This is a genomic window from Lichenibacterium ramalinae (assembly GCF_004137085.1).
In the GTDB taxonomy this organism is placed as follows: domain Bacteria; phylum Pseudomonadota; class Alphaproteobacteria; order Rhizobiales; family Beijerinckiaceae; genus Lichenihabitans; species Lichenihabitans ramalinae.
Genome location: NZ_QYBC01000018.1, coordinates 1 through 22,547 on the forward strand (window position 1 = coordinate 1; position 22,547 = coordinate 22,547).

At 72.4% G+C, this 22,547-nt stretch carries 17 protein-coding genes; 9 read left to right on the plus strand and 8 right to left on the minus strand.

Annotated features, from left to right (window positions below; all coding sequences use genetic code 11):
* Positions 1-455: 455 nt before the first annotated feature.
* From D3272_RS19635 to D3272_RS19650, 4 genes are all read left to right on the plus strand, one after another.
* Positions 456-3,845 carry a hybrid sensor histidine kinase/response regulator gene (locus tag D3272_RS19635; RefSeq protein ID WP_129220918.1) on the plus strand — a complete coding sequence of 1,130 codons (3,390 nt, stop codon included), beginning with the start codon at positions 456-458 and terminating at the stop codon, positions 3,843-3,845.
* Positions 3,846-3,913: 68 nt separating this feature from the next.
* Positions 3,914-4,804: a response regulator transcription factor gene (locus D3272_RS19640; protein WP_129221019.1), complete on the plus strand. Its 891-nt coding sequence runs from the start codon at positions 3,914-3,916 to the stop codon at positions 4,802-4,804.
* A 70-nt stretch (positions 4,805-4,874) separates the two neighbouring features.
* Positions 4,875-5,297, plus strand: coding sequence for an alternative ribosome rescue aminoacyl-tRNA hydrolase ArfB (gene arfB, locus D3272_RS19645; protein ID WP_129220919.1), 423 nt, complete (start codon positions 4,875-4,877; stop codon positions 5,295-5,297).
* Between the two features lie 124 nt (positions 5,298-5,421).
* Positions 5,422-5,673: a hypothetical protein gene (locus tag D3272_RS19650; RefSeq protein ID WP_129220920.1), complete on the plus strand. Its 252-nt coding sequence runs from the start codon at positions 5,422-5,424 to the stop codon at positions 5,671-5,673.
* A 128-nt stretch (positions 5,674-5,801) separates the two neighbouring features.
* Here the strand turns inward: D3272_RS19650 and D3272_RS19655 are convergent, their stop codons facing one another.
* Positions 5,802-7,757 carry a hypothetical protein gene (locus D3272_RS19655; protein ID WP_129220921.1) on the minus strand — a complete coding sequence of 652 codons (1,956 nt, stop codon included), beginning with the start codon at positions 7,755-7,757 and terminating at the stop codon, positions 5,802-5,804.
* A 482-nt stretch (positions 7,758-8,239) separates the two neighbouring features.
* Here D3272_RS19655 and D3272_RS19660 point away from each other — a divergent pair, with 482 nt between their 5' ends.
* Entirely contained in the window at positions 8,240-8,503 is a 264-nt protein-coding gene (locus tag D3272_RS19660) for a hypothetical protein (protein WP_129220922.1), read from the plus strand.
* Between the two features lie 232 nt (positions 8,504-8,735).
* Positions 8,736-10,262, plus strand: a complete 1,527-nt coding sequence (locus D3272_RS19665; RefSeq protein WP_129220923.1) for a sensor domain-containing diguanylate cyclase — start codon at positions 8,736-8,738, stop codon at positions 10,260-10,262.
* A gap of 91 nt (positions 10,263-10,353) precedes the next feature.
* Here the strand turns inward: D3272_RS19665 and D3272_RS19670 are convergent, their stop codons facing one another.
* The 5 genes from D3272_RS19670 to D3272_RS19690 form a co-directional block, all read right to left on the minus strand.
* A complete protein-coding gene (locus D3272_RS19670; protein WP_129220924.1) occupies positions 10,354-11,466 on the minus strand; it encodes a Gfo/Idh/MocA family protein in 1,113 nt (370 codons plus the stop codon).
* Positions 11,467-11,660: 194 nt separating this feature from the next.
* The gene (locus D3272_RS19675) at positions 11,661-12,605 is read right to left on the minus strand and encodes an AEC family transporter (protein WP_129220925.1); all 945 of its coding nucleotides are present in this window, start codon (positions 12,603-12,605) and stop codon (positions 11,661-11,663) included.
* A 242-nt stretch (positions 12,606-12,847) separates the two neighbouring features.
* A complete protein-coding gene (locus D3272_RS19680) occupies positions 12,848-13,381 on the minus strand; it encodes a P-loop nucleotide/nucleoside kinase family protein (RefSeq protein ID WP_129220926.1) in 534 nt (177 codons plus the stop codon).
* Complete coding sequence (locus tag D3272_RS19685) at positions 13,378-14,622, minus strand: aminopeptidase (protein ID WP_129220927.1); 1,245 nt, start codon at positions 14,620-14,622, stop codon at positions 13,378-13,380. Before D3272_RS19685 ends, D3272_RS19680 begins: the two co-directional genes overlap by 4 nt.
* Positions 14,623-14,726: 104 nt before the next feature.
* Positions 14,727-16,496 (minus strand): SLC13 family permease, encoded by a 1,770-nt coding sequence (locus tag D3272_RS19690; protein ID WP_129220928.1) that lies wholly within the window; start codon positions 16,494-16,496, stop codon positions 14,727-14,729.
* 211 nt (positions 16,497-16,707) lie between these two features.
* Here D3272_RS19690 and D3272_RS19695 point away from each other — a divergent pair, with 211 nt between their 5' ends.
* The 3 genes from D3272_RS19695 to D3272_RS19705 are packed head-to-tail and all read left to right on the plus strand — an operon-like array spanning position 16,708 to position 20,115.
* Entirely contained in the window at positions 16,708-19,038 is a 2,331-nt protein-coding gene (locus D3272_RS19695) for a hybrid sensor histidine kinase/response regulator (protein ID WP_245496685.1), read from the plus strand.
* 20 nt (positions 19,039-19,058) lie between these two features.
* Positions 19,059-19,439 (plus strand): response regulator, encoded by a 381-nt coding sequence (locus D3272_RS19700; RefSeq protein WP_129220930.1) that lies wholly within the window; start codon positions 19,059-19,061, stop codon positions 19,437-19,439.
* A 16-nt stretch (positions 19,440-19,455) separates the two neighbouring features.
* Positions 19,456-20,115, plus strand: a complete 660-nt coding sequence (locus D3272_RS19705; RefSeq protein ID WP_129220931.1) for a hypothetical protein — start codon at positions 19,456-19,458, stop codon at positions 20,113-20,115.
* A 116-nt stretch (positions 20,116-20,231) separates the two neighbouring features.
* Here the strand turns inward: D3272_RS19705 and D3272_RS19710 are convergent, their stop codons facing one another.
* Both D3272_RS19710 and D3272_RS19715 read right to left on the minus strand, forming a co-directional pair.
* Entirely contained in the window at positions 20,232-20,918 is a 687-nt protein-coding gene (locus D3272_RS19710; protein WP_129220932.1) for a GNAT family N-acetyltransferase, read from the minus strand.
* A gap of 9 nt (positions 20,919-20,927) precedes the next feature.
* Positions 20,928-22,490: a helicase HerA domain-containing protein gene (locus D3272_RS19715; RefSeq protein ID WP_129220933.1), complete on the minus strand. Its 1,563-nt coding sequence runs from the start codon at positions 22,488-22,490 to the stop codon at positions 20,928-20,930.
* Positions 22,491-22,547: the final 57 nt, after the last annotated feature.

Sequence of the window (22,547 nt, forward strand, 5' to 3'; positions counted from 1 at the left end):
GGCAGACCGACGCGAGGGGGACGACCAGCCAACCATACCAAAAGCCAAAAGGGCCGTTAAGTCCGACAAGCTGCTAGAGGCGTTTGCTGAGGGATATTTCCGGGCAACTGCCGCTCTCACAGATTCGCGGCCTCCTGCGGAGGATCGTCAAGAATCGCCTCACCCCGACCCTGACCAGCCAAGCTTCTTCGATTAGGTATGCCCGGCAGCGCCGCGTCGTCTCTATCAGCCATATTTTTTGGCATGCCAGAACAGCCCTGAGGTAACAGCTACCAGCTGAGCGATCGTCGATTGCCGAGCCCTTCGATGCTGGCGCGAACGCCTTCCGTGAGGGAGTGCAGAAGTTTAAAGGTGATTTTGGTGGCAAGCGAGCCAACCTTGCCAAGGCTCGCCATGGGTCCTTCCCACCCCGCCCCCCTCCGGCCCATAACCTGCATGGCCTGCACGGGGGAATCATGACCGGACGCCAACGCATCCTGCCCGTCAGGCGCGACTACAATCGCTGGGTCGCCGACGAGACGCTGGAAGACTTCGCGCTGCGCTTCACCGCCAAGGCGGCGCGGCGCTGGTCGTCGTCGCGCGTGTCGCAGACGGCGCTCGGCGCCATCTCGTTCCTGGCGCTGGAAGCCATCGGGGGCAGCGTCACCCTCACCTACGGCTTCACCAACGTGCTGGCCGCCACGCTCGTGGTGGGCCTCGTGCTCTTCGTCACCGGGCTGCCCGTCAGCATCGTGGCGGCGCGCTACGGGGTCGACGTCGACCTGCTGACCCGGGGCGCCGGCTTCGGCTACATCGGCTCCACCGTCACGTCGCTGGTCTACGCCACCTTCACCTTCATGCTCTTCGCCATCGAGGGGTCGATCATGGCGAGCGCGCTGAAGCTCGTCTTCGGCGTGCCGCTGCCGCTCGGCTACCTCGTCAGCGCCCTCGCCGTCATCCCCCTGGTGACGCATGGCATCAGCTGGATCAGCCGCTTCCAGCTGCTCACCCAGCCGCTGTGGATCGGGCTGAACCTGCTGCCCGTGGGCTTCATCGCGCTGCACGACTGGCCGGCCGTCGCGGCCTGGACGCGCTTCGGCGGGCTCGGCGTGCCGGAGGGGGCCGGGGGGTTCGACCTCCTGAAGTTCGGCGGCGCCGCCTCCGTCATCCTGGCGCTGATGCCGCAGATCGGCGAGCAGGTGGACGTGCTGCGCTTCCTCCCCGCCCGGCCGGCGCCGGGCCGCGCGGCCCGCGCCTGGTGGCTGTCGCTGCTCGCCGCCGGCCCGGGCTGGATCGTGCTCGGCGCCCCGAAGCTGCTGTTCGGCTCGCTGCTCGCCGTGCTGGCGCTGCGCGCCGGCGTCGGGCCCGGCCATGCCGCCGACCCGGCCGAGATGTACCGCATCGCCTTCGGCCACGTGCTCGGCAGCCCCGAGGCGGTGGCGCTGCTCACGGCGGGCTTCGTCGTGGTGTCGCAGCTGAAGATCAACGTCATGAACGCCTATGCGGGCTCGCTCGCCTGGTCCAACGTGTTCTCGCGCGTCACCCACTCGCATCCCGGCCGGGTGGTGTGGCTGGTGTTCAACGTCGCCATCGCGCTGCTGCTGATGGAACTCGGCATCTATGCGGCGCTGGAGCGCATCCTGTCGCTCTTCGCCGTGGTGGCGGTGGCGTGGCTCGGCGCCGTGGTGGCGGACCTCGCCGTCAACAAGCCGCTCGGCCTGTCGCCGCCCGGCATCGAGTTCAAGCGCGCCCACCTCTACGACATCAACCCCGTGGGCTGCGGCGCCATGGCGCTGGCGACGCTCGTCGCCCTGCTGGCGGCGGCGGGCCTGTTCGGCGAGGCCGCGGCGGCGCTGGCGCCCTTCGTGGCGCTGGGCACGGCGCTCCTCGCCGCCCCCGCCATCGCGGCGCTGACGCGCGGGCGCTTCTACCTCGCCCGCAAGCCCCGGGCCTCCTGGGGGGCGCTGCCGACGATCGCCTGTTCCATCTGCGCCCACCCGTTCGAGCCCGAGGACATGGCGCATTGCCCGGCCTATGCCGGCCCCATCTGCTCGCTGTGCTGCTCGCTCGACGCGCGCTGCGGCGACCTGTGCCGGCCGCGCGCCACCGCGCTGGCGCAGGGCACGGCGGCCCTGAAAGCCCTGCTGCCGCGGCGCTGGGGCCTGCGGGTCAGCCGCCCCGCCGTGCAGTTCGGCCTCACCTTCCTGTGCTTCGTCGCCGTGGTCAGCCTCGTGGTGCTGCTCATCCACGTCGGCGCCGCCGCCACGGGCCCGGACATCCGGCCGGTGATCGACCGCACGCTGGTGGCGGCCTTCGCCATCCTGTGCATCGTATCGGGCGTGCTGGCCTGGTTCTTCACCCTGGCGGGGGAAAGCCGCCGCGCCGCCCAGGACGAATCCGCCCGCCAGACGGCCCTGCTGCTGCAGGAGATCGACGCCCACCGCCGCACCGATGCCGAGCTGCAGCGGGCGCGGGACCGGGCCGAGGCGGCGAATTCCGCCAAGAGCCGCTACGTGGTGGGCCTCAGCCACGAGCTGCGCACCCCGCTCAACGCCGTGCTGGGCTACGCGCAGCTGCTGGAGCGCGACGGCGACCTGCCGCCGGCGCGCCAGAACGGCGTGCGGGTGATCCGCCGCTCGGCCGAGCACCTGTCCGGCCTCATCGACGGGCTGCTCGACGTGTCCAAGATCGAGGCCGGCCGCCTGCAGATCCGCGCCGACCCGGTCCGCACGGCCGAGTTCTTCGCCGGCCTCGTCGACATGGTGCGGCTGCAGGCCTCGGCGAAGGGCCTCGCCTTCCGCGTCGCCGGGCTCGACCTGCTGCCCCCCGTGGTGCGGACGGACGAGAAGCGGCTGCGGCAGGTGCTCATCAACCTCCTGTCCAACGCCATCAAGTTCACGCCCGCCGGCCACGTCGCCCTCACGGTGGCGTTCCGCAACCAGGTCGCCACGCTCGACGTGTCCGACAGCGGCCCGGGCGTCGCCGCCGAGGACCGGGCCCGCATCTTCGAGCCCTTCGACCGCGGCCCCCAGGCCCGGGCCGATGCCGTGCCGGGCCTCGGCCTCGGCCTCACCATCACGAGGCTCCTCGCCGAGCTGATGGGCGGCGACATCGCCGTGCTGGACCCCCCGGCGGGCGGCGGCGGCGCGCTGTTCCGGCTGCGGCTGATGCTGGCGGCCGCCGCCGCGCCCGCCCTCGCGGCGGCGCCCCGCGCCGTGTCGGGCTATCGCGGGCGCCGCCGCACCCTCATGGTGGTGGACGACGACCCCGAGCAGCCGGTGCTGCTCCGCGCCATCCTGGAGCCGCTCGGCTTCGCCCTGCTCAGCGCCCGCGACGGGCCGACCTGCCTGTCGCTGCTCGCCGACGTCGCGCCCGACCTCTTCGTGCTCGACGTGTCCATGCCCGGCATGGACGGCTGGACGCTGGCCCACGCCGTGCGGGCCCGCGGGCTCGACGCCCCGATCCTCATGATGTCGGCCAACCTCGGCGAAGTGTCGCCGGCCGGCGGGGCCGCGGCGGGCGAGGACGCCGACCACGACGCCGTGCTGCCGAAGCCCTTCGACCTCGCCCGGCTCATCGACAGCCTCGGCACCCTGCTGGCGCTCGACTGGATCGAGGGCCCGCCCGCGCCCCCGCCGCCGACACGGCCGGCGGCGGCGCGGGACCCCGATCCCGCCGACGTCGCGGAGCTCCGGCGCCTCGCCTCCATCGGCTACGTGCGCGGCCTCGAGGCCAAGCTCGCCGCCATGGCGGGGGACCCGGCCCAGGGCGCGCTGGTGGCGGCGCTGCGCGAGCGGGTGGGGCGCTTCGACCTCGACGGGCTGGCGGCGCTGCTCGACGGCGCGGGCGCGGAGGCCGCCTCGTGAGCCTTCCTCCGGCCGGCGGCCCCACCCCGGGCGGCCCCGCCCCGGGCGACACCACCCCGGGCGGCACCGTGGCGCTGCGCGACACCGTGCTGGTCGTCGACGACACGCCCGACACGCTGGGCTTCCTCACCGAAGCCCTGGAGCGGGCCGGCATCACGGCGCTGGTCGCCACCGGAGGCCCGCAGGCGCTGGCCCTGGTCGGCCGCCTCGTGCCCGACCTCGTGCTGCTCGACGCCATGATGCCGGGGATGGACGGGTTCGAAACCTGCCGCCGCCTCAAGGCCGGCCCCGCCGCCCACGTGCCGGTGATCTTCATGACGGCGCTCAGCGACACCGAACACGTGGTGGCGGGCCTCGATGCCGGCGGCGTCGACTACGTCACCAAGCCCATTCGCCTCGACGAACTCCTGGCCCGCATCCGCGTCCACCTCGCCAACGCCCGGGCGGCGCGGAGTGCCCGGGCGGCGCTCGACACCTCCGGCGCCGCGCTGGTGGCGGTCGACGGCGCCGGCGCGCTGCTGTGGTCGACGCCCGGCGCCGCCGCCATGCTCCGCGCCGCCTGGCCGGAGGACGGGGCGTTGCCGGCCGGCCTCCCGGCGCGGCTCGCCGCCGGCCGCGACGCGCCCGGGCCCGTGACGGCGGCCGGGGCCGACGGCCGCCCGGCGCTGCGCTTCGCCCATCTCGGGGCGGCGGCGCCGGGGGAAACGCTGTTCCGCCTGAGCCTCCACGACGCCCGGCCCGACGAAGCCGTGCTACAGGGGCGCTTTCCCCTCACGGCGCGCGAGGCCGAGGTGCTGCTGTGGCTGGCCCGCGGCAAGAGCAACCGCGACATCGCCGCCATCCTCGATCTCGCGCCCCGCACGGTGAACAAGCACCTCGAGACGGTCTTCGCCAAGCTCGGCGTCGAGAACCGCGCCTCGGCGGCCGTGCTGGCGACGCGGGCGCTGGGGGAGCGGTGAGGCGCCGCGTGGGTCGATTCCCCACCCGCGAACCTGTATCGCTTCCCCGCCGACCCAGGGGAGCCCGCCGGTGATCAGGATCACGGAGCGCATCGCGCTCGACGACGACGAAGTGCAGGAGGAGTTCCTGCGCGCCTCGGGCGCGGGCGGGCAGAACGTCAACAAGGTCGAGACGGCGGTGCAGCTCCGCTTCGACGTGCGTGGCTCGCCGAACCTGCCGGAAGGCGTGCGGGAACGGCTGGCCCGGCTGGCGGGCCGGCGGCTGACCAAGGACGGCGTGCTGGTCCTGTCGGCCCAGCGCTTCCGCACCCAGGAGCGCAACCGCGCCGACGCGCTGGCGCGATTCGTCGCCCTGGTCCAGGAGGCCGCGGTGCCGCCGCCACCGCCGCGGCGGCCGACCCGTCCCACCCTCGGGTCGAAGAAGCGCCGGCTCGAGGGCAAGCGAATCAGGGGGGACGTCAAGGCGATGCGGGGGCGGCCCGAGGGCGACTGAGCCGGCATTGTGTCAAAAAGCGCCCAGTCCCGCCGTATTTTACCATGATGCGGCGCGCTAATAGAACAAAAAGTGGCAGAACGTCATCTTACCGGGCGAAGGTAGCTCGCAAGCAGGTGGTGACGTGCTGGATGAGACGAAGGTTGGGCGGCCGCCGGTCGAACTCGTCGGCGGGGAAGATGCGGTCCTGACGGCGCTTCGTCGCCTGTCGGCGCTGGAGGACCGCGGCGTCACGGCCTTCGAGGTCGCCGAGGCGTTGGGGACCGACAGCGGCCGGGTGCGGGCCGAACTCGGCTCGCTGCTCCGCAAGGCCCTGGTGCGCTGCGAGGGCCTGGTCGGCGATCCGGGCGTCGCCTGCTGGCGCCCCGTCTTCTGAGGACGGGTGAACGCCTGCGCTTTGCCCGAGACGGCTGAGGGCGGTCCCCGTGTGCTCCGGGGGCGTCCCGCCACGCTCCCGGTCCCGTCACCGACCCGGCATGGTGCCTGCCCCGCCGGTCGCGCCCGTCACGCCGGGGCGTCGTGGAAGGCGAAGTCCTGCCGATTGTGCTGGAGCTGCGCCTTGGTGATGCCGGTGAGGCGGATCGAATCGCCCGACGTGGGGTCGACGATGCGCACCCCGCCCGACACGTTCTGGGTGTGGCGCAGGATGTCGGCGATGGAATTGGCGAAATCGGCGCCGGGCAGGCTGATCGTGTCGTGGTCGGCCCCGTTGAGCCTGAACGCGTTCAGCACGTCGGCCCCGTATCCCGGATCGAACACGAAGGTCGTCGCCGCCATGCCGTGCACCTGGAACGTGTCGCGGTAACCGGACGCGATCGTGTGCCCCGGCGACGTGATGTCGACGGTCCGCGAGCCGTTCCGGTTCGTCACGGCGGTGAAGCCCGGGTCCGAGGCGCCGGCATCGGCCGCGACCGCCGTGCTGGCGGTGGCGGTCGATGCCGCGAGCAGCGACGCGCCGCCCGCGCTCGTCGCACCGAGCGGCACCGCCGATACGTCCGTGCCGGTCGTCGTGGTCGTGCTGGCGACCGTGGCGGCGGCCGTGCTGGCGACCGTGGGGGTGGTCGCCGCCCCCAGTGACGAGGCCGCAGGCGTCGATGCGGTCGTCGACGCGGACGTCTGCGCCGAAACCGCCGGGGCCACCTGGGCGGTGGCAACGGTCTGGATCGCCGCCGCCTGCGCCCCGCCGCTCGACACCGGTGCCGAGGCTGCCGCGCCGAGCGTCGGCCCCACCGCGATGATCAGGGGGTGGTCGGTGACCGACACCGCCACCGTGCTGGTGGCGCCATAGGTGGCGATCGGCGTCGAGCCGAGCAGGGGATCGTAGACCGACACGGCGTGGAGGCCACCGAGCCCCACCGTCACGGTTTCGGTCGGCGCCGCGACCTCGGCGTGGTTGCTCCACAGGGTCGGTTCCGCCCACACCACGATGTCGGTGGTGCCGTCCGATTTGGCGACCTCCAGGCTGTTCCCGGTCTGCGGCAGGCCCGTCAGCGTGTAGGGCAGGGGCGTCGGCGTGAAGGTGTGGGCCGAAGCGCCCGTGTCGGCCAGGATGGCGGTGAGGTTGTGGATGCCGGTGGCGGCGAGCTTGGGGGCGTTGGCGGTGTCGAACAGGCCGTAGCCGGCGTTGCCCTGCGGCGAGCCCGTCGCATACGCGTCCATCAACTCGTAGAGGTAGGTCGCCGAGGCGCCGTCCTTGGCCGTGTCCATCAGCAGGTCGAGCGTGTATTTGCCCTGCACGGTGGCGTCGACGCCGTTCACGTCGGAAAGCTTCGTCGTATAGCCGGTCTCGGTATAGACGAACGGCCCCTTGGTGCCGGGTTCGTTCCGCAAAGCCATGCCGGGGTCCACCCAATAGGCGGGCGCCCCCCCGTTCTGGGGGTAGGGATGCTGGGTATCGAAGTCGGCGAGCCCCGACGTCGTGCTGGGGTCGGGCCCCGCCCCGAAGCCCACGGTGCTGTAGCCGGTGAAATAGTCGACCTTGACGCCCGGCAGACGCGGGTCGGCCTTCACGGTCTGGTACAGGTAGCGCTGCAACGCGACCGCGCCGTCGAGCCCGCCCTGGCCGTTGAAGGTGAGCGTCCCGTTGTTGATCTCGTTCGGGCCCTCGATCGCGTCGACGCTCCCCGGCACCGCCGCGGCCAGCGCCTCGATCTTGCCGAGCGTATACTGGATCGAGGCCGTGGTGGAGGTGCCGCCGCCCACCACGAAGGTGAAGGTGATGCCGGCCCTGGCCAGGGCGATGTAGGACGACAGCGGGGCGGAGCCGTTCTCGCCGTCCGAGATGCCGTCGCGGACCTTCTTCACGCCGAGGGCGGCGAGGTCGGCGGCTATGTTGCCGACGTTGGCGTAGCCGCCGTCCGTGTAGGCGATATGGGTGTCGACCCCAATGCCGCCGAGTACGTCGGCCGCCCGCATGGCCGCCGTCCCGGCCTGGATCGTCGCAGTGTCGCTGGTTGCCAAGACCGCCCACTCACATTCGTGACACTCGGACACCAACCTGGGTTAGCGCACTTAAGAAAAGAATAATTACGCTCAGTTTCACCATGGTATCGCCGTGTCGTGGCCTGCGACCTGTTGCAGGGTTAAGTAAAGTTTCACGTAATTCTCAGAATGCCGCAGCAGAACGGCCGTGGAACCGGCCCGTCGACCGGGGAGACTGGGTCGGCATTGGCGCAAGGGAGTCGTCCTTGCGGATTGACGACGTTTCCCTTCGAGCAGGCGCGCGAGACGGGGCGGCGAGCGCAGGGTGACCTTGCGTCGCGACCCCCGGCCGGCGCTTCGCTGCCGGCTCCCTCGCCGGGAGACGCCCGGCTGGGACGTCCGGGGGGGGCGGCGCATTTTAACCCATGTGAGTGCGGGCCGCGCGGTCGCGTGCTAGCTCCGCCGGGACGCGACCGCGACCGGGACGGCGCCGAGTGACCTCTCACGCTGCGAGGTGTTTCTTGGACCACGCGCTCCGTTCCGCACTTGACCTCACGCGCGCCATCGTCGAGGTCGCACCGCTCGATCTCGACGCGGCCGCCCTCATGGTGGACCGAATCGGGTCCCTCGGCGGCCTCCCCCTCCGCAACCAGACCCTGCAGACCGTGGCCGCCATCGATGCGGCGCGGGCCCGGGCCGACGGACGCTGCGGCGTCGTCGCCTGCTACGCCATCTTCACCCTCGTGGCGGCAGCCGAGGGCATGCTGGTGAGACGTTCTCATTGAGAGCCGGGCACGGGCCGGGGCTCGACCTCCGTCGCCCGCAACGGAATCCGGGAGCTTCGGCCTCGTCCTGCGGCGAAGCCTGAAACAGGCCAAGGTTAGGCCGGCCCGTCACGGGACGACGCCAGGGTTTTCACCCTGTTGTGGACCGGGTGACGAAAGGCGAAGAAGCGCCAGCATAGGATAAGACGAGTTTCACCTTTTTGACCTGTACTCCGCCGCAAGGGGGAGCAGGATGACGTTCAGGCCGATCGAGGAGGTCATGCGGCTGCAGTCGGGCCGGCAGTCTGGCCGGGGTCGGACGGCGCTGCTGGCGCTCACCGGTGCCGTGCTGGTGGCGATCTGCCTCGTCTTCACCTTCGTCATGGCGGGCTGGTACCGCGACGTCGGGCGCGGCCTCGGTGCTTCGGGCGAAAGCGTGGCGGCCGCCGTCGCCGAAGAGGTGGACCGCAACATCGAACTGCTCGATCTCGCGCTGCGTGCCCTGTCGCAGCAGTGGAGCAAGCCGGACCTGCAGGCCATGCCGACCGCGCTGCGCGACCGGGTGCTGTTCGACAATGCCATGCGGGCGCCCGGCTTCGGCAACCTCCTGGTGCTCGACCGGGACGGCGCCCTCGTGGCGCATCCGCCCGGCACCGATCCCGTGTCGTCCCGATTCGGGGATCGGGACTATTTCCGCGTCCATATCGCCGGCGGCAGCGTCGGCCTTTTCGTCAGCAAGCCGTTCCAAAGCCGCCTGTCGGGCCGTTGGACGTTGGCGCTGAGCCGCCGCATCGACGGGCCCGGGGGCGAGTTCGGCGGCATCGTCCTGGGCACGCTCGACCTCGGCTACCTCGCCAAGCTCTACAAACCGCTCGCCATCGGGCCGGGCAGCGCCGTGACGTTGTTCCGGACCGACGGCACCGTGATCACCCGCGAGCCCTTCGTGCAGGCCGACATACGGCTGTGGGCGGGGGGCGGCGACGCCTTCAACCGCATGCGGTCGACCCATTCGGGCACCTTCGCGGGCGCGTCGCCGATCGACGGCGAGGAGCGCATCATCTCCTACCACAGGGTCGGCAACCTGCCGCTGATCCAGGCCGTGGAGATCACGGGCGAGGCGGCCTACGCGGATTGGTGGCGCCGGGCCGTGGCGGTGGCGGGGCTGCTGACGCTGCTGTGCCTCGGCAGCATGGGCCTGTCGCTGCGGCTGTACCGGGAAGTCGGGCGGCGCGCCATCGCCGAGGCGGAATTGTCGCGGCTCGCCGGCACCGACGCCCTGACCGGCCTCGCCAACCGGCGGCAGTTCGAGGCCGTCCTGGGGCGCGTGTGGCCCCGCGCCGCCGCCTCGGGCGAAAGCCTCGCCCTGCTCATGATCGATGCCGACGCCTTCAAAGCGTACAACGACCTCTTCGGCCACCAGGCGGGCGACGGCGTGCTGCGGGCCATCGCCGGCCGTCTCGACCGCGTCGCCCGGGACCTCGGGGGACTCGCCTGCCGCTGCGGCGGGGAAGAATTCATCCTGTTGGTGCCGAGCGTGACGGAGGCCGGCGCGCTGGCGACGGCCGAGGCGGCCCGCGCGGGCGTCGAGGCCTTGGCGCTTCCCCACCCGCGGGGCGTCGCCAGCGTCGTGACGATCAGCGTCGGCGTGTCGATGCAGCGGCCCGCGGCGGGTGGCACCGCGGAGGGCGCGCTCGCCGAGGCCGATGCCGCCCTCTACCGGGCCAAGGCGGAAGGCCGCAACCGTTGCCGCGGCGCCCCCGCGCTCGACCGGGCCGCCTGAGAGGACGGGACTGGATGCCGCCGTCCCAGACCCGACGTCGTCCGACCGTGTCGTAACGCATCCGGGCCCGGGCCCGGTCGCGGTCGCAGGCTCAATCCACCGAAACCCAGCCGCCCTCGCGTGCCGCCCGGTAGATGGCGGCGACCGTGCGGGTCACGGCCCAGCCTTCCCGAAAGTCGGCGTGGCCCACGGCTTCGCCGCCGATCGCCCGCAGGAAGTCCGCCACCTCGATGGTCTTGAGGTCGTTGAAGCCGAGCCCATGCCCCGCCGCCGGGCAGAAGGCCCCGTAGGGCGGGTGGGCCGGCCCGGCCTCGATGGTGCGGAACCCCTGCAGGCTCGCCGGGTCCCGGGTGCGATACAGCGCGAGTTCGTTCATCCGCTCCTGCGTGAAGCGGATGGCACCCTCCGAACCCGACACCTCGAAGGCGAGGCCCATCTTGCGGCCCGTCGCCAGCCAGTTGGCCTCGATCGTGCCGACGGCGCCCGTCGCGAAGCGGAGCGCCGCCGTCGCGACGTCGTCGACCTCCACGGCCCGGCTGCCGCCGTCGAAGGGCCGGCGGGGCACCAGCGTGGCGGTCTCGCCCGTGACGGCCGCGATGGGGCCGACCACGAAGCGGGCGATCGCCACGATGTGGCTGCCGATGTCGGCGAGCGCGCCGCCGCCGCCCGACGGGTCGAGGCGCCACGTCCAGGGGATCGCGGCGTCGCTCATGAAATCCTCGGCATGGACGCCGCGGAAGGAGCGGACCTCGCCGATCTCCCCCGCCGCCACGAGGTCCCGCGCCAGCTTCACCATGGGGTTCTTGAGGTAGTTGAAGCCGACCTGCGTCGACACGCCCGCCGCCTCGGCCGCCAGAGTCATCTCTTCGGCTTCGGCGGCCGTGGGGGCGAGCGGCTTCTCGCAATAGACGTGCTTGCCGGCCGCGATGGCGGCCAGCGCCATCTCGCGGTGGAGCGTGTTGGGCGTCGTGATCGACACGATGCCGACAGCGGGATCGGCGATCAGCGCCCGCCAGTCCCCGGTGGCGCGGGGGAAGCCGAGGCGGGCCGCCGCCTGCTCGGCCGCGCCGGGCGAGGCGTCGGCCAGGACGGCGAGTTCGGCGCGCACCGGCAGGTCGAACACGCGGTTGGCGGCGAGGAAGCCGAGGGCATGGGCCTTGCCCATGAACCCCGAGCCGATGAGGCCTACGCCCAGCACTGCCATCCCGTCCTCCCGACAGCGGCGGCCTCGTCGGGCGCCTGCCGCATCCTGAGCCTGTGGACCGGCTCGCCTGCCGAAGCTGTCGCGTGTCCGCTACGGCAAGACACACGCTAGCCCGGGGGCACGTCTCGGGATAGGCCGAAACGGACCGTATGTTTCGAAAAAATGCGCGTCTGGAACGGCCGGACTGCCGCGTTTCAGCGGCCCAGCCAGGCCACCAGGGCCGATACGGTGACGACCGACAGCACGGTCGAGACCAGGATGGCGCGCGACGTCGCCGCCGCCTCGCGCCCGTAGAGCTTGGCGAGCATGAAGGGGCCGGTGCCGGTCGGCAGCGCGGCGAGCAGCACCGCGGCGTCGAACCAGGGCTTGGGCATCGGCACCAGCCAGGCGAAGGCGAGCGCGAACAGCGGCTGCCCCACCAGCTTGAGGCCGACCAGCCGGGCGACCTCGGCCGTGTCGGCCCGCTCGCGCTGCTGGTGCAGGAACAGCCCGATCGTGACCAGCGCGCAGGGGCTGGCGGCGGCGCCGAGCAGGCCGAGGAAACGGTCGGCCGGCAGGGGCAGGGCGAGGCCCGTCGCCGCCCAGATCCCGCCCGCCACCGGCGACACCAGCAGCGGGTTGCGGGCCAGCGACGCGGCGGTGCGCACCAGCGTGGCCCACCGGCCCGGCGCGCTCCCGCCCTCGGCTCTGGCGAGATCCGCCTCGATCAGCACGATGGCGAAGGCGAAGAGCAGGCAGGCCGTCAGCAGCACCGAGATCACCAGAGCCGGCAGGATGGCGTTGCCGAACAGCGCCAGTCCGAGCGGGATGCCGAGGAAGCCCGAATTGGCGTAGGCGGCGTCGAGCCCCTCGATGGCCCTGTCGGCGAGGCGTTTGCCCCGGCGCCGGTCGAGCACCATCGACAGCCCGAAGGTGGCCGCCATGGCGCCGCCCGACGCGACGGCGAAGCCGGGGTGATCGATATCGGCGAAGCTCATCTTGGCGGTCGCGGCGAAGAGCAGCGCCGGCAAGGCCAGCCACACGACGAAGCGGTTCAGGGCGTCGGTGACGCCGGCATCCAGCACCCCGCTCGCCGCCGCCAGATAGCCGATGCCGATCAGCGCGAAAACCGGCAGGACGGCATCGATCACGGATTGCATGGCCGGCGCGACATCCCGTTGGCGAGGCTTCCCGGCCTGGAGGGCCGCCGCCTGCAGCGACCTCGCTCCAGCTCCGAATCGAGAGCAGTTTCACGGACTTGGAATCGCCGAGGCGGTCCCGGGGAAGCCAGCACTCGTTTAGCGCGTCCGCCCCTGGGCGGCCAGCGGCGGGGACGCGGGCCCACCCTGCGCGCAGCGCGGGGCAGCGGGCCGCGGCGGCGAGGCGGGCCCGTCGCGGCCGATCAGCCGCCGTCGGCGCCGAGATGCGCCACGATCTCGTCGAGGCTCCGTGCGCTGTCGCGGTGCGCCGTGTCGCAGACGAGGTGCGGCTCCGGCCAGGGATCGGTCTCCAGGGCCTGCACCCTGGCCCACCCGGGCGGGACGAGGCCCGGGATGTCGGAGCCGCGCGTCTCCACCCGATGCCGGTGCTCGGCCAGGTCCGAACACACGACCTCGATCTCGACCGACCGGGCGCCCGTCCGCGCCGCCACGGTTCGCCAGCCCTGCCGGCTCGCCGCGACGGGGTTGACGGCATCGGCCACGACCGAGAGGCCCTGGCTCAGGTGATCGGCCGCGAGGGCATTGGCGATGCCGTAACCGGCCGCCCCGACGTCGCCCGCCGGCACGCCCGCGTCGCGCATCGCCTGCTCGATCGTGTCGATCCGCAGCGCCACCGCGCCGAGGCGTCGTGCCAGGGCCCGCGCCAGCGTGGTCTTGCCGACGCCCGGCCTGCCGCCGAGAACGATCAGCGTCGGGCGGCCGCCGGTGCGCGTCACACCCACTCGCCCTTGCGGAACAGCGGCACGCGGCTGCCGTCGAGGTGCAGGCCGTCGATGTCGATGAGGCCGGAGCCGATCATCCAGTCGATGTGGATGGCGCTGGAATTGCCGCCCCGCGCGGCGATCTCCTCCGGGCTCAGCGTGGCGCCGTCGACGAAGCACTTGGCGTAGCACTGGCCGAGCGCGATGTGGCAGGCGGCGTTCTCGTCGAACAGGGTATTGAAGAACAGCAGCCCGCTCCGCGAGATCGGCGAGGAATGGGGCACCAGCGCCACCTCGCCGAGGCGTCGCGCGCCGGCGTCGGTGTCGAGCACCTTGTCGAGCACCTCCTGCCCGCGCGTCGCCCTGGCGTCGACGATCCGGCCCTCGGCGAAGGTCACGGTGATGCCGTCGATCAGCGTGCCCTGGTAGGACAGCGGCTTGGTGCTGGACACGCGGCCCTCGACGCGCAGGGCGTGCGGGGTGGTGAAGACCTCCTCGGTGGGGATGTTGGGGTTGCAGGTGATGCCGTTCTTCGCCGTCGAGGCGCCGCCGTGCCATTCGTGCCCGTCGGCGAGGCCGATGGTGAGGTCGGTGCCGGGGCCGGAATAATGGAGGGCGCTGAAGCGCTGGCCGTTCAGCCGCTCGGTGCGGGCGCGCAGGTTGGCGTTGTGCTCCGCCCAGGCCGCCACGGGGTCGGGGCGGTCGACGCGCGAGGCCGCGAAGATGGCGTCGGCGAGCCTGCGGGTGGCGGCCTCGGCCGGGAGGTCGGGGAAGACCTGGCGGGCCCAGGCCGCGCCCGGATAGGCCACGATGTTCCAGTTGACGTCGAAACCCGTGATCCGCTCCATGGCGGGCCGGTAGGCGACGGAATTGGCACGATTGGCGCGCGACACCCTGGCGGCGTCCTGCCCGGCCAGCAGCATCGGGTCCTCGCCCACCACGGCGAGGCGCGCCGTGCCGGCGTCGAAGGCCTTGGCCATGCCGTCGTAGAGCCAGCCGGCCGCGCGGTCGAAACTCGCCTCCTCGCCCGAGCGGTAGCGCGCCAGCGCCACCTCGGGGTCGGACAGCAGCGGCGTCACGAGGCCGGCCCCCGCCCGGTAGGCGTGGTCGGCGATGCGCCGCACCAGCGGCAGCGCCTCGACCGGCGCGGTGAGCAGGAGGTCCTGCCCGGGTCGCAGCTGCAGGCCGACCTTGACGGCGACCTCGGCCAGGGCGTCGAGCCGGGCGGGGTCGATGGCGGGGGAGATGTCGGTCATGGGCCTGCCTTTCGGGATCGGGAGTCTGGTGCCGGGCGACGACGCTTCCGGCTCACCCCACCGTGGACCCGGCGGGCCGGGGCTTCAATCCGCTCGCCGCGGCATCAGGGGCCATGCCCGTGCAGCGGCCAGAACCAGGAGATGAGCGGCACGCCGGCCGCCACCACCATGATGGAGAGCGGCAGGCCGAGCCGCGGGTAGTCGCTGAACCGGTAGCCGCCGGGGCCCAGCACCAGCGTGTTGCACTGGTGGCCGACCGGCGTGAGGAAGTCGCAGCCGGCGCCGAGCGCCACCGCCATCAGGAAGGGGTCGGGGTTCAGCCCGAGCTTCAGGGCGAGGCTGCCGGCGATGGGGCCCATCACCAGCGTGGTGGGGGCGTTGTGGAAGAAGGGCGTGACCCCCATGGCGATGACCATGACGACGGCCAGCGTCGTCGTCGGGCCGAGCCCCTGCACGGCGTGTTCGAGCCCGCGCGCCAGGAGGTCCGTCCCGCCCGTGTCGCGCACGGCGTGGGACAGCGGGATGAGGGCGCCGAGCAGGAACAGGATGTGCCATTCCACGGTCTTGTAGGCCTCGTGCATCGTCATGGTGCGCAGCAGCAGCAGCACCACGGCGGCGCCGAAGAACGCCACCGCCACGCCGACGAGCTTGAACGCCACCATGACCATGGCGACCGCCAGCACGCCGAGCGGCACCCAGCTCCGGTGGCTGATGCCGAGCGTGATGGCGCGTTCCGCCAAGGGCAGCACGTGCAGTTCGCCCAGGGTTTCCGGCAGGGTCGGCGAGGACGAGCGCAGCACCACGACGTCGCCCTGGCGGAACCGCACCGTCGAGAGCCGCTGCAGGATCGCGGTGCCGCGGCGCGACAGGGCCAGGAGGCCGAGGCCGTGCCGCGCCTGCAGCGAGAGCTGGCTGGGCGTGTGGCCGATCAGGGGCGAGTTCTCGGTGATGACGCCCTCGACGACGGCGGCGGCCTTGCCGGGCGGCCCGCCGCTGGCGAGGTCGAGCCGCGCCTGGGCGATCAGCTGCTCGAGCGTTTCGGGCTCGCCGCGCAGCAGCAGCACGTCGCCGGCCTGGAGGCGGGAGGCGGGGGTCGGGGCGTAGCGCCGGAAGCGCTCGCGCACGATGCCGGCCACCGACACTTCCCCCTCCTGCATGGCTTCGAGCTCCGCCACCGTGCGGCCGGCCACGGGCGAGCCGGCGCCCACCACCGCCTCGGCCGTGTAGCTTTCGATGGTGAAGGCGGCGTCCATCGACGAGGCGGCGCGGCGCTCCGGCAGCAGGCGCCAGCCCACTGCCAGGAACGCGATGGTCAGGCCCGCGATCGACAGGCCCACCGGCGTGAAGTCGAACATGGTGAATGGGTGGCCGAACATGTCGGCCCGGACCTTGGCGATGATGATGTTGGGGGACGTGCCCACCAGCGTCACGACGCCGCCCGTCAGCGACGCCGCCGCCATGGGCATCAGCAGGGCCGAGGGCGAGGTCCTGTGACGCCGCGCGAGCTGCAGCGCGATGGGCATGAAGATGGCGAGCGCCCCGACGTTCTTGGTCACCATCGACAGCACCAGCACGCAGCCAGCCAGCACCGGCACCTGCACGGCGGTGGTGCGCAGGCGCGGCAGGATGGGGCGCATGATGGCCTCGATGACGCCCGAGCGCGCGATGCCGGCGCTGACCACCAGCGCGGCCGCGATGATGACGATGATCTCGTCCGAGAAGCCTTCGAAGGCGTGTTTCTCCGGCACGATGCCGATGGCGATGCCGATGAGCAGCGCCGACAGGGCCACGAGGTCGTAGGGCAGGCGCCCCCAGACGAACATGCCGATGGTGGCCGTGATGAGGCCGAAGGCCAGCGCCTGGTCGAGTGTCATTGTTCGTCCCCGACCGGCATGGGCCGGTCCGGCCGCGTTATAGTCCGGCTCCGGCCTTCCATCCAGGGAGCGGGCGGGCCATATGGCACGAGAACGCTGCCGGGGACGCAGGATGGCCGACGCGAACGACAGGGTTTCGGAGATTGCGGCGGCCGCCGGGCCCGCGGTCACCGATTCCAAGGTGCCCGAACCCGAGGTTCCCGGACCCGAAGTGTCCGATCTCAAAGTGACCGCGCCCGGGGCCGTCGAGCCCACGACGGCCGACTTCCGCCACCTCGCCGACGCCATTCCCCAGCTCGCCTGGATCGCGGACGGGCATGGCTCCATCTTCTGGTACAATCGGCGCTGGTACGACTACACCGGCACGACGCTCGCCGACATGCGCGGCCGCAGCTGGTCCAAGGTCCACCACCCCGATCACGTGCTCCAGGTCGTGGAGCGCTACAACACGGCCTTCGCGGCCGGCGAGACCTGGGAGGACACCTTCCCGCTGCGCCGCCACGACGGCGTGTTCCGCTGGTTCCTGTCCCGCGCCGAGCCGGTCCGCGATGCCGAGGGCACGGTCGTCCGCTGGTTCGGCACCAACACCGACATCACCGAATCGCGCGATGCCGAGGCCGCCGTGCGGCGCTCGGAGGAGCGGTTTCGCACGCTGATCTCGGCGTCCGCCGACCTCATCTGGACGGCCGGGCCCGACGGCGGCATGATCCCGCCGCTGCCGACCTGGCGCGCCTACACGGGCCAGACGGAGGCGGACTACGCCGGCTGGGGCTGGTTCGACAGCGTCCACCCGGAAGACCGGGAGCGGGTGATGGACCTTTGGCGGGACTGCCTGGCGAGCCGGGCGCCGCTCCATGCCGAGTTCCGCCTGCGCCGCCGCGACGGCGCCTGGCGCTATTCGGACGTGCGGGCCGCCCCGGTCCTGGGGCCGGACGGCAGCGTGCGCGAATGGGTCGGCGTCAGCTCGGACATCAGCGAGAGGCGCGAGGCCGAGGACGCCATCTTCGAGGCCAAGGAGCTGGCCGAGAGCGCCAATCGCGCCAAGAGCCAGTTCATCGCCAACATGAGCCACGAGCTGCGGACCCCGCTCTCGGCCGTGATCGGCTACAGCGAGATGCTGGCCGAGGAGATCGAGGACGTCGGACAGACGCACCTCCTCACCGACGTCGGCAAGATCGAGAGCAGCGCCCGCCACCTGCTCGGCCTCATCAACGACGTGCTCGACCTGTCCAAGATCGAGGCCGGCCGCATGACGGTCGAATCGGTGGATTTCGACGTGGCCGCCATGGTGGACGAGGTGGTGGGGGCCACGGGCGGGCTCATCGGCAAGAAGGACAACCGCTTCGTCCTCGACCTCGGCGAGGGGCTCGGGCGCATGCAGTCGGACGAGCTGAAGATCCGGCAATGCCTGATGAACCTCATCGGCAATGCCGCCAAGTTCACCGAAGCCGGCACCATCACGCTGCGGGTCAGGCGCCCGGAGCCGGACCGTCTCGCCTTCGACGTCGCCGACACCGGCATCGGCATGACGGCCGACCAGCTGGGCCGGCTGTTCCAGCGGTTCTCGCAGGCGGACGAATCGACGACGCGGCAGTTCGGCGGCACGGGGCTCGGCCTCGCCATCACGCGCGCCTTCGCCAAGCGCCTGGGCGGCGACGTCGTGGTCGAAAGCGCGCCAGGGCGCGGCTCCGTGTTCCACCTCGTCCTCGCCGCGGCGGTGCGCTCCGACGACGGCGGGGCGACGGCCCACCCCGTCACCATCAAGCCCGAGCCCGAGGAGGCGGCGGCTGAAGGCGGCGGCGAAGCGCCGCGCCGCATCCTCGTCGTGGACGACGACCCGGCGGCCCGCGACCTGCTGGCGCGCTTCCTCAAGCGCGAAGGCTTCAGCGTCACGGGCGCGGCCGACGGCCAGGCCGGCCTGACGCTCGCCCGGGCGCTGCGCCCCCAGGCCATCCTGCTCGATGTCGAGATGCCGCGCATGGACGGCTGGTCGGTGCTGCACGCGCTGCGCCAGGACCCGGTGCTGGTGGACACGCCGATCGTCATGGTGTCGGTCAAGAACGAGCAGAGCCTCGCCTACGCGCTCGGCGCCACCGACTACCTGATGAAACCGGTCGACTGGGAGCGGTTGAAGCGCGTGCTGGACCGCCTCCAGCCCCAGCGCGACGGCACCATCCTGGTGATCGACGACGACGAGGGCGCGCGCGAACGCATGCGCTTCACCTTGACGCGCGCCGGATGGACGGTGGTGGAGGCGGGCGACGGCCAGCAGGCGCTGGAGCGCCTCGACGGCGTGACGCCCTGCCTCATCCTGCTCGACCTGATGATGCCGGTGATGGATGGGTTCGACTTCCTCGAGCGGCTGCGCCAGCGTGCCGACGGCGGCCTTGTTCCCGTGGTGGTTTTGACCGCCAAGGATGTTACACCGGAAGAAAGGGCCTGCCTCGACCGGCAGGCCGAACGGATCATCACCAAGGGCAGCCTCAGCCTGCCCGACCTCGCCCAGGAACTGAGGGATCTCATCCCGGCTCCCGCGCGATAGAACGGATTGGAGGCCACTGCATGCGTATATTGCTCGTCGAGGACCACGAGGAGATCTGGGACTTCCTGTCGCGTCGGCTCCGCCGCCGCGGTTTCGAGGTCGTCCTGGCGGCGGACGGCCAGGAAGGGGTCGACAAGGCGGGTGCCGAATCGCCCGACATCATCCTGCTCGACATGAACCTGCCGATCATCGACGGGTGGACCGCGGCCAGCATGATCAAGGCCGAGGCCAAGACCGCCCACATCCCCATCATCGCCCTGACGGCCCACGCCATGTCGGGCGACCGCGAGAAGGCCATCGCGGCTGGCTGCAACGATTACCACCCGAAGCCGGTCGATTTCTCGCGGCTGCTGGCGCAGATCGAGGCGCTGGGCGGCAAGGCGGCGCCGGCTGCGGGCTGACGGGCCCGTGGGAGCGGTGCCGACGACCCCGTCCCGCGCCGGCCTGCTGGCGGGGCTGCGACACCTGCTGGACCGCCGGCTCGGCCCCGGCGGCGAAGCCGCGGCGCCGCACCGACGCGCCGCGCCCGGCGACGCGGCGCTCGATTCGACCCAGGACGCCACTCGAGACGCCACCCAGGACGCGGCCGGCGAAACGGGCCGGCGCGACCGGCGCCTGGGCCTGCCGCAGGAGATCCTCGACCGCAGCCTGTCCGGCAAGGTCCTGGACGGCTGGCTGCAGAACCGCCACCAGGTGCTGGTGCCGCTGACGCTGCGCCTGGGACGGCTTTCCCCGGACGATGCCGCCCTGGTGATGCGGTTCACCGCCGTCGCGGTGCTCAACGCCACCGACGGCGGCGACGGGGCCCGCCGGTCAGCCGAGCGTTGGCTGCGGGAGATCGGCGCGCCCGGCGACGGGCTCGGCCCCTTCGCGGCGGCGCTGGATTCGCCCCCGCCCCTGAGCCAGATGCTGGCGGCGCTCCGGGCCCGCGACCTCGCCCCTTACGCCTATGCGGCGGCCGTGGCGGCCGTCGATACGCGCGAGCCCGCCGGCCGGGTCTTCGCCAGCTTCGTCGCTATCCGCCTCGACCTGCCGGCCGACGCCGTGCGCTCGATCGACCGCCGCGCCCGCCGCTGAGCGGCGGGCCGCGACGTCACGGCTGTGGACGGATCGGACGGGCGCTCGAAGGCCCGCCGATACCATCGAGAGACGTCTCGCCGTCGTCGAGCCGTAGGGCTGTCAGTCCCCGATTCTCACGCGCGGAAACTCGTCAACCCCTGTCGCTGCCGGCCCGCGGGGTCGAAGTTCTCCGGCGCGAGCCAGAGCGCGAAGGCGCGGCGCACGGCCGGCCAGTCGCCGTCCGTCATGGCATACCAGGCGGTGTCGCGGTTGCGCCCCTTCACGATCATGTGTTGGCGGAACACGCCCTCGAAGACGAAGCCGAGACGCTCGGCCGCGGCGCGCGAGGGGGCGTTGAGGGCGTTGCACTTCCACTCGTAGCGGCGGTAGCCGAGCCCGTCGAAGGCATATCCGGCGAGCAGCGCCATGGCTTCCGTCGCGCCGGGCCGGCGCTGCAGCGCCGGGGTGAACAGGATGTTGCCGACCTCGATGCAGCGGTGGGCCGGGTCGTGCCGCATCAGCGTGGCGAAACCCACGGCGTTGCCCGAGGCGCGATCCACGATGGCCCAGAAGAGGGGATCGGCCGAGGCGGCCTTCTCGGCGAGCGCGGCCGTCAGGCGCGCCGCGTCGGGGTAGGGCCCGTCGAACAGGTAGTCCCACACCGCATCGGCGCCGGCGAGGTTGCGCCACAGGGCCGGGCCGTGCGCGGCGGCGTCGAGCGGTTCAAGCCGGACGAAGCGGCCCTCGATGGGCTTGCGCTCCGGCCGGCGCGCCGGGGTGGCGTCGATGGCGGGGCCGATCGGGCGGGCGGGGGCCTGCATCGTGTGTCCTCATTCGGCGGCGGTGCGTTCGGACGGACCGAAGAGGTCCGGCGTTACGGCCCGTGCCGCTTCGGCCGGCGCCGTCGCGGGGGCGTTGGGGTCGCCGGGCGCCGTCTCCCAGCCGAACTCCGGCACGGCCGCCACGCGGTTGCCCGACATGTCCGATCGCGTCACCACGAGGTCTCCCTTGTCGAGGTGGCGGATGCGCGAGCGTGCCCGTCCGGCCGAATGCATGCCGCAGCGGCGCGCGACCTCGTGGTCCGACGGACAGGGCGCCCCCGCCAGCGCCGCCCCCGCCATGATGAGGTAGATGGCCTGCATGTCGTCCGGGATGGCGCGGGCCACCGCCAGGGCGCGGTCCCACTCGGCGCCGGCCGCGCGGTCGGGGTCGAGGCCGGCCCGGGCGGCGTTGAGGTACAGCTTCACCTCGGCCGGTGCGACCGTGCCGACCCGGCCGATGCGGCAGCGGACCTGGAAATCGCCGAACAGCACCGGCTCGGGCCGGAAGAAGCTGTCCGGGTCGGCCATGGTCTCGCGCGCGATGGCGCGCAGGCTCCGCTCGCGCTCCTCCGCCGGCAGGGCCGGCACCTCCTCGGGGGCGGGGCCGGCGGGCCGGTTGCGGACGATCTCCTCTAGGATCTGGTGCATCGAGGGCGCCGACGGCGCGGCGGCGCGGCGCTCGGCCGCCGTGGCCCGGGCCGGCCCGAGCGGGACCGGCGCCAGGATGAGGTCGCGTGCTTCGGCGCTCGGCTGTCCGGGCAGGGGCGTCAGCTTCGGCGTGCCGCCGCGCGGCGCCGTTTTGACGGCTCCGACGCGGATCGGCAAGGGACGGCGCGACAGGGCGGGGCCCAGCGCCACGAAATGCCCGCGCTGCAGCTCCCGAAACACTTCGGCCTGCCGGCGCTCGAGGCCGAGCAGGTCCGCCGCCCGGGCCATGTCGATGTCGAGGAAGGTGCGGCCCATCAGGAAGTTCGTGGCTTCCGCCGCGACGTTCTTGGCCAGCTTGGCCAGGCGCTGCGTCGCGATGACGCCGGCGAGGCCGCGCTTGCGGCCGCGGCACATGAGGTTGGTCATGGCGCCGAGCGACAGCTTGCGCGCCTCCTCCGACACGTCCCCCGAGACGGCCGGCGCGAAGAGTTGGGCCTCGTCGACGATGACGAGGGCCGGAAACCAATGGTCCCGGTCGGCGTCGAAGAGGCCGTTGAGGAACAGCGCGGCGGCGCGCATCTGCATCTCGGCGTCGAGCGTTTCCAGCGTCAGCACGGCCGAGATGCGGTGCTGACGCACCCGGGCCGCGATGGTCTCGAGTTCGGCGACGCTGCGGTCGCCGTCCACCACCACATGGCCGAAGCGGTCGGCGAGGCCGACGAAGTCGCCCTCCGGGTCGATCACGACCTGTTGGACGTGGGGGGCGCTCTGTTCGAGCAGCCGGCGCAGCAGGTGTGACTTGCCCGAGCCCGAATTGCCCTGGACCAGGAGGCGCGTCGCCAGCAGTTCCTCGAGGTCGAGCATGGCAGGCCCGGGGACGGCGCCCGACGCGGCCGTGAGCCCCATGTCGATTTCGATCTTCATCGCCACGACCATAGCGCGGATCGACCGGCCGGGGCAGGGGGCATCGGGCGCGATCCC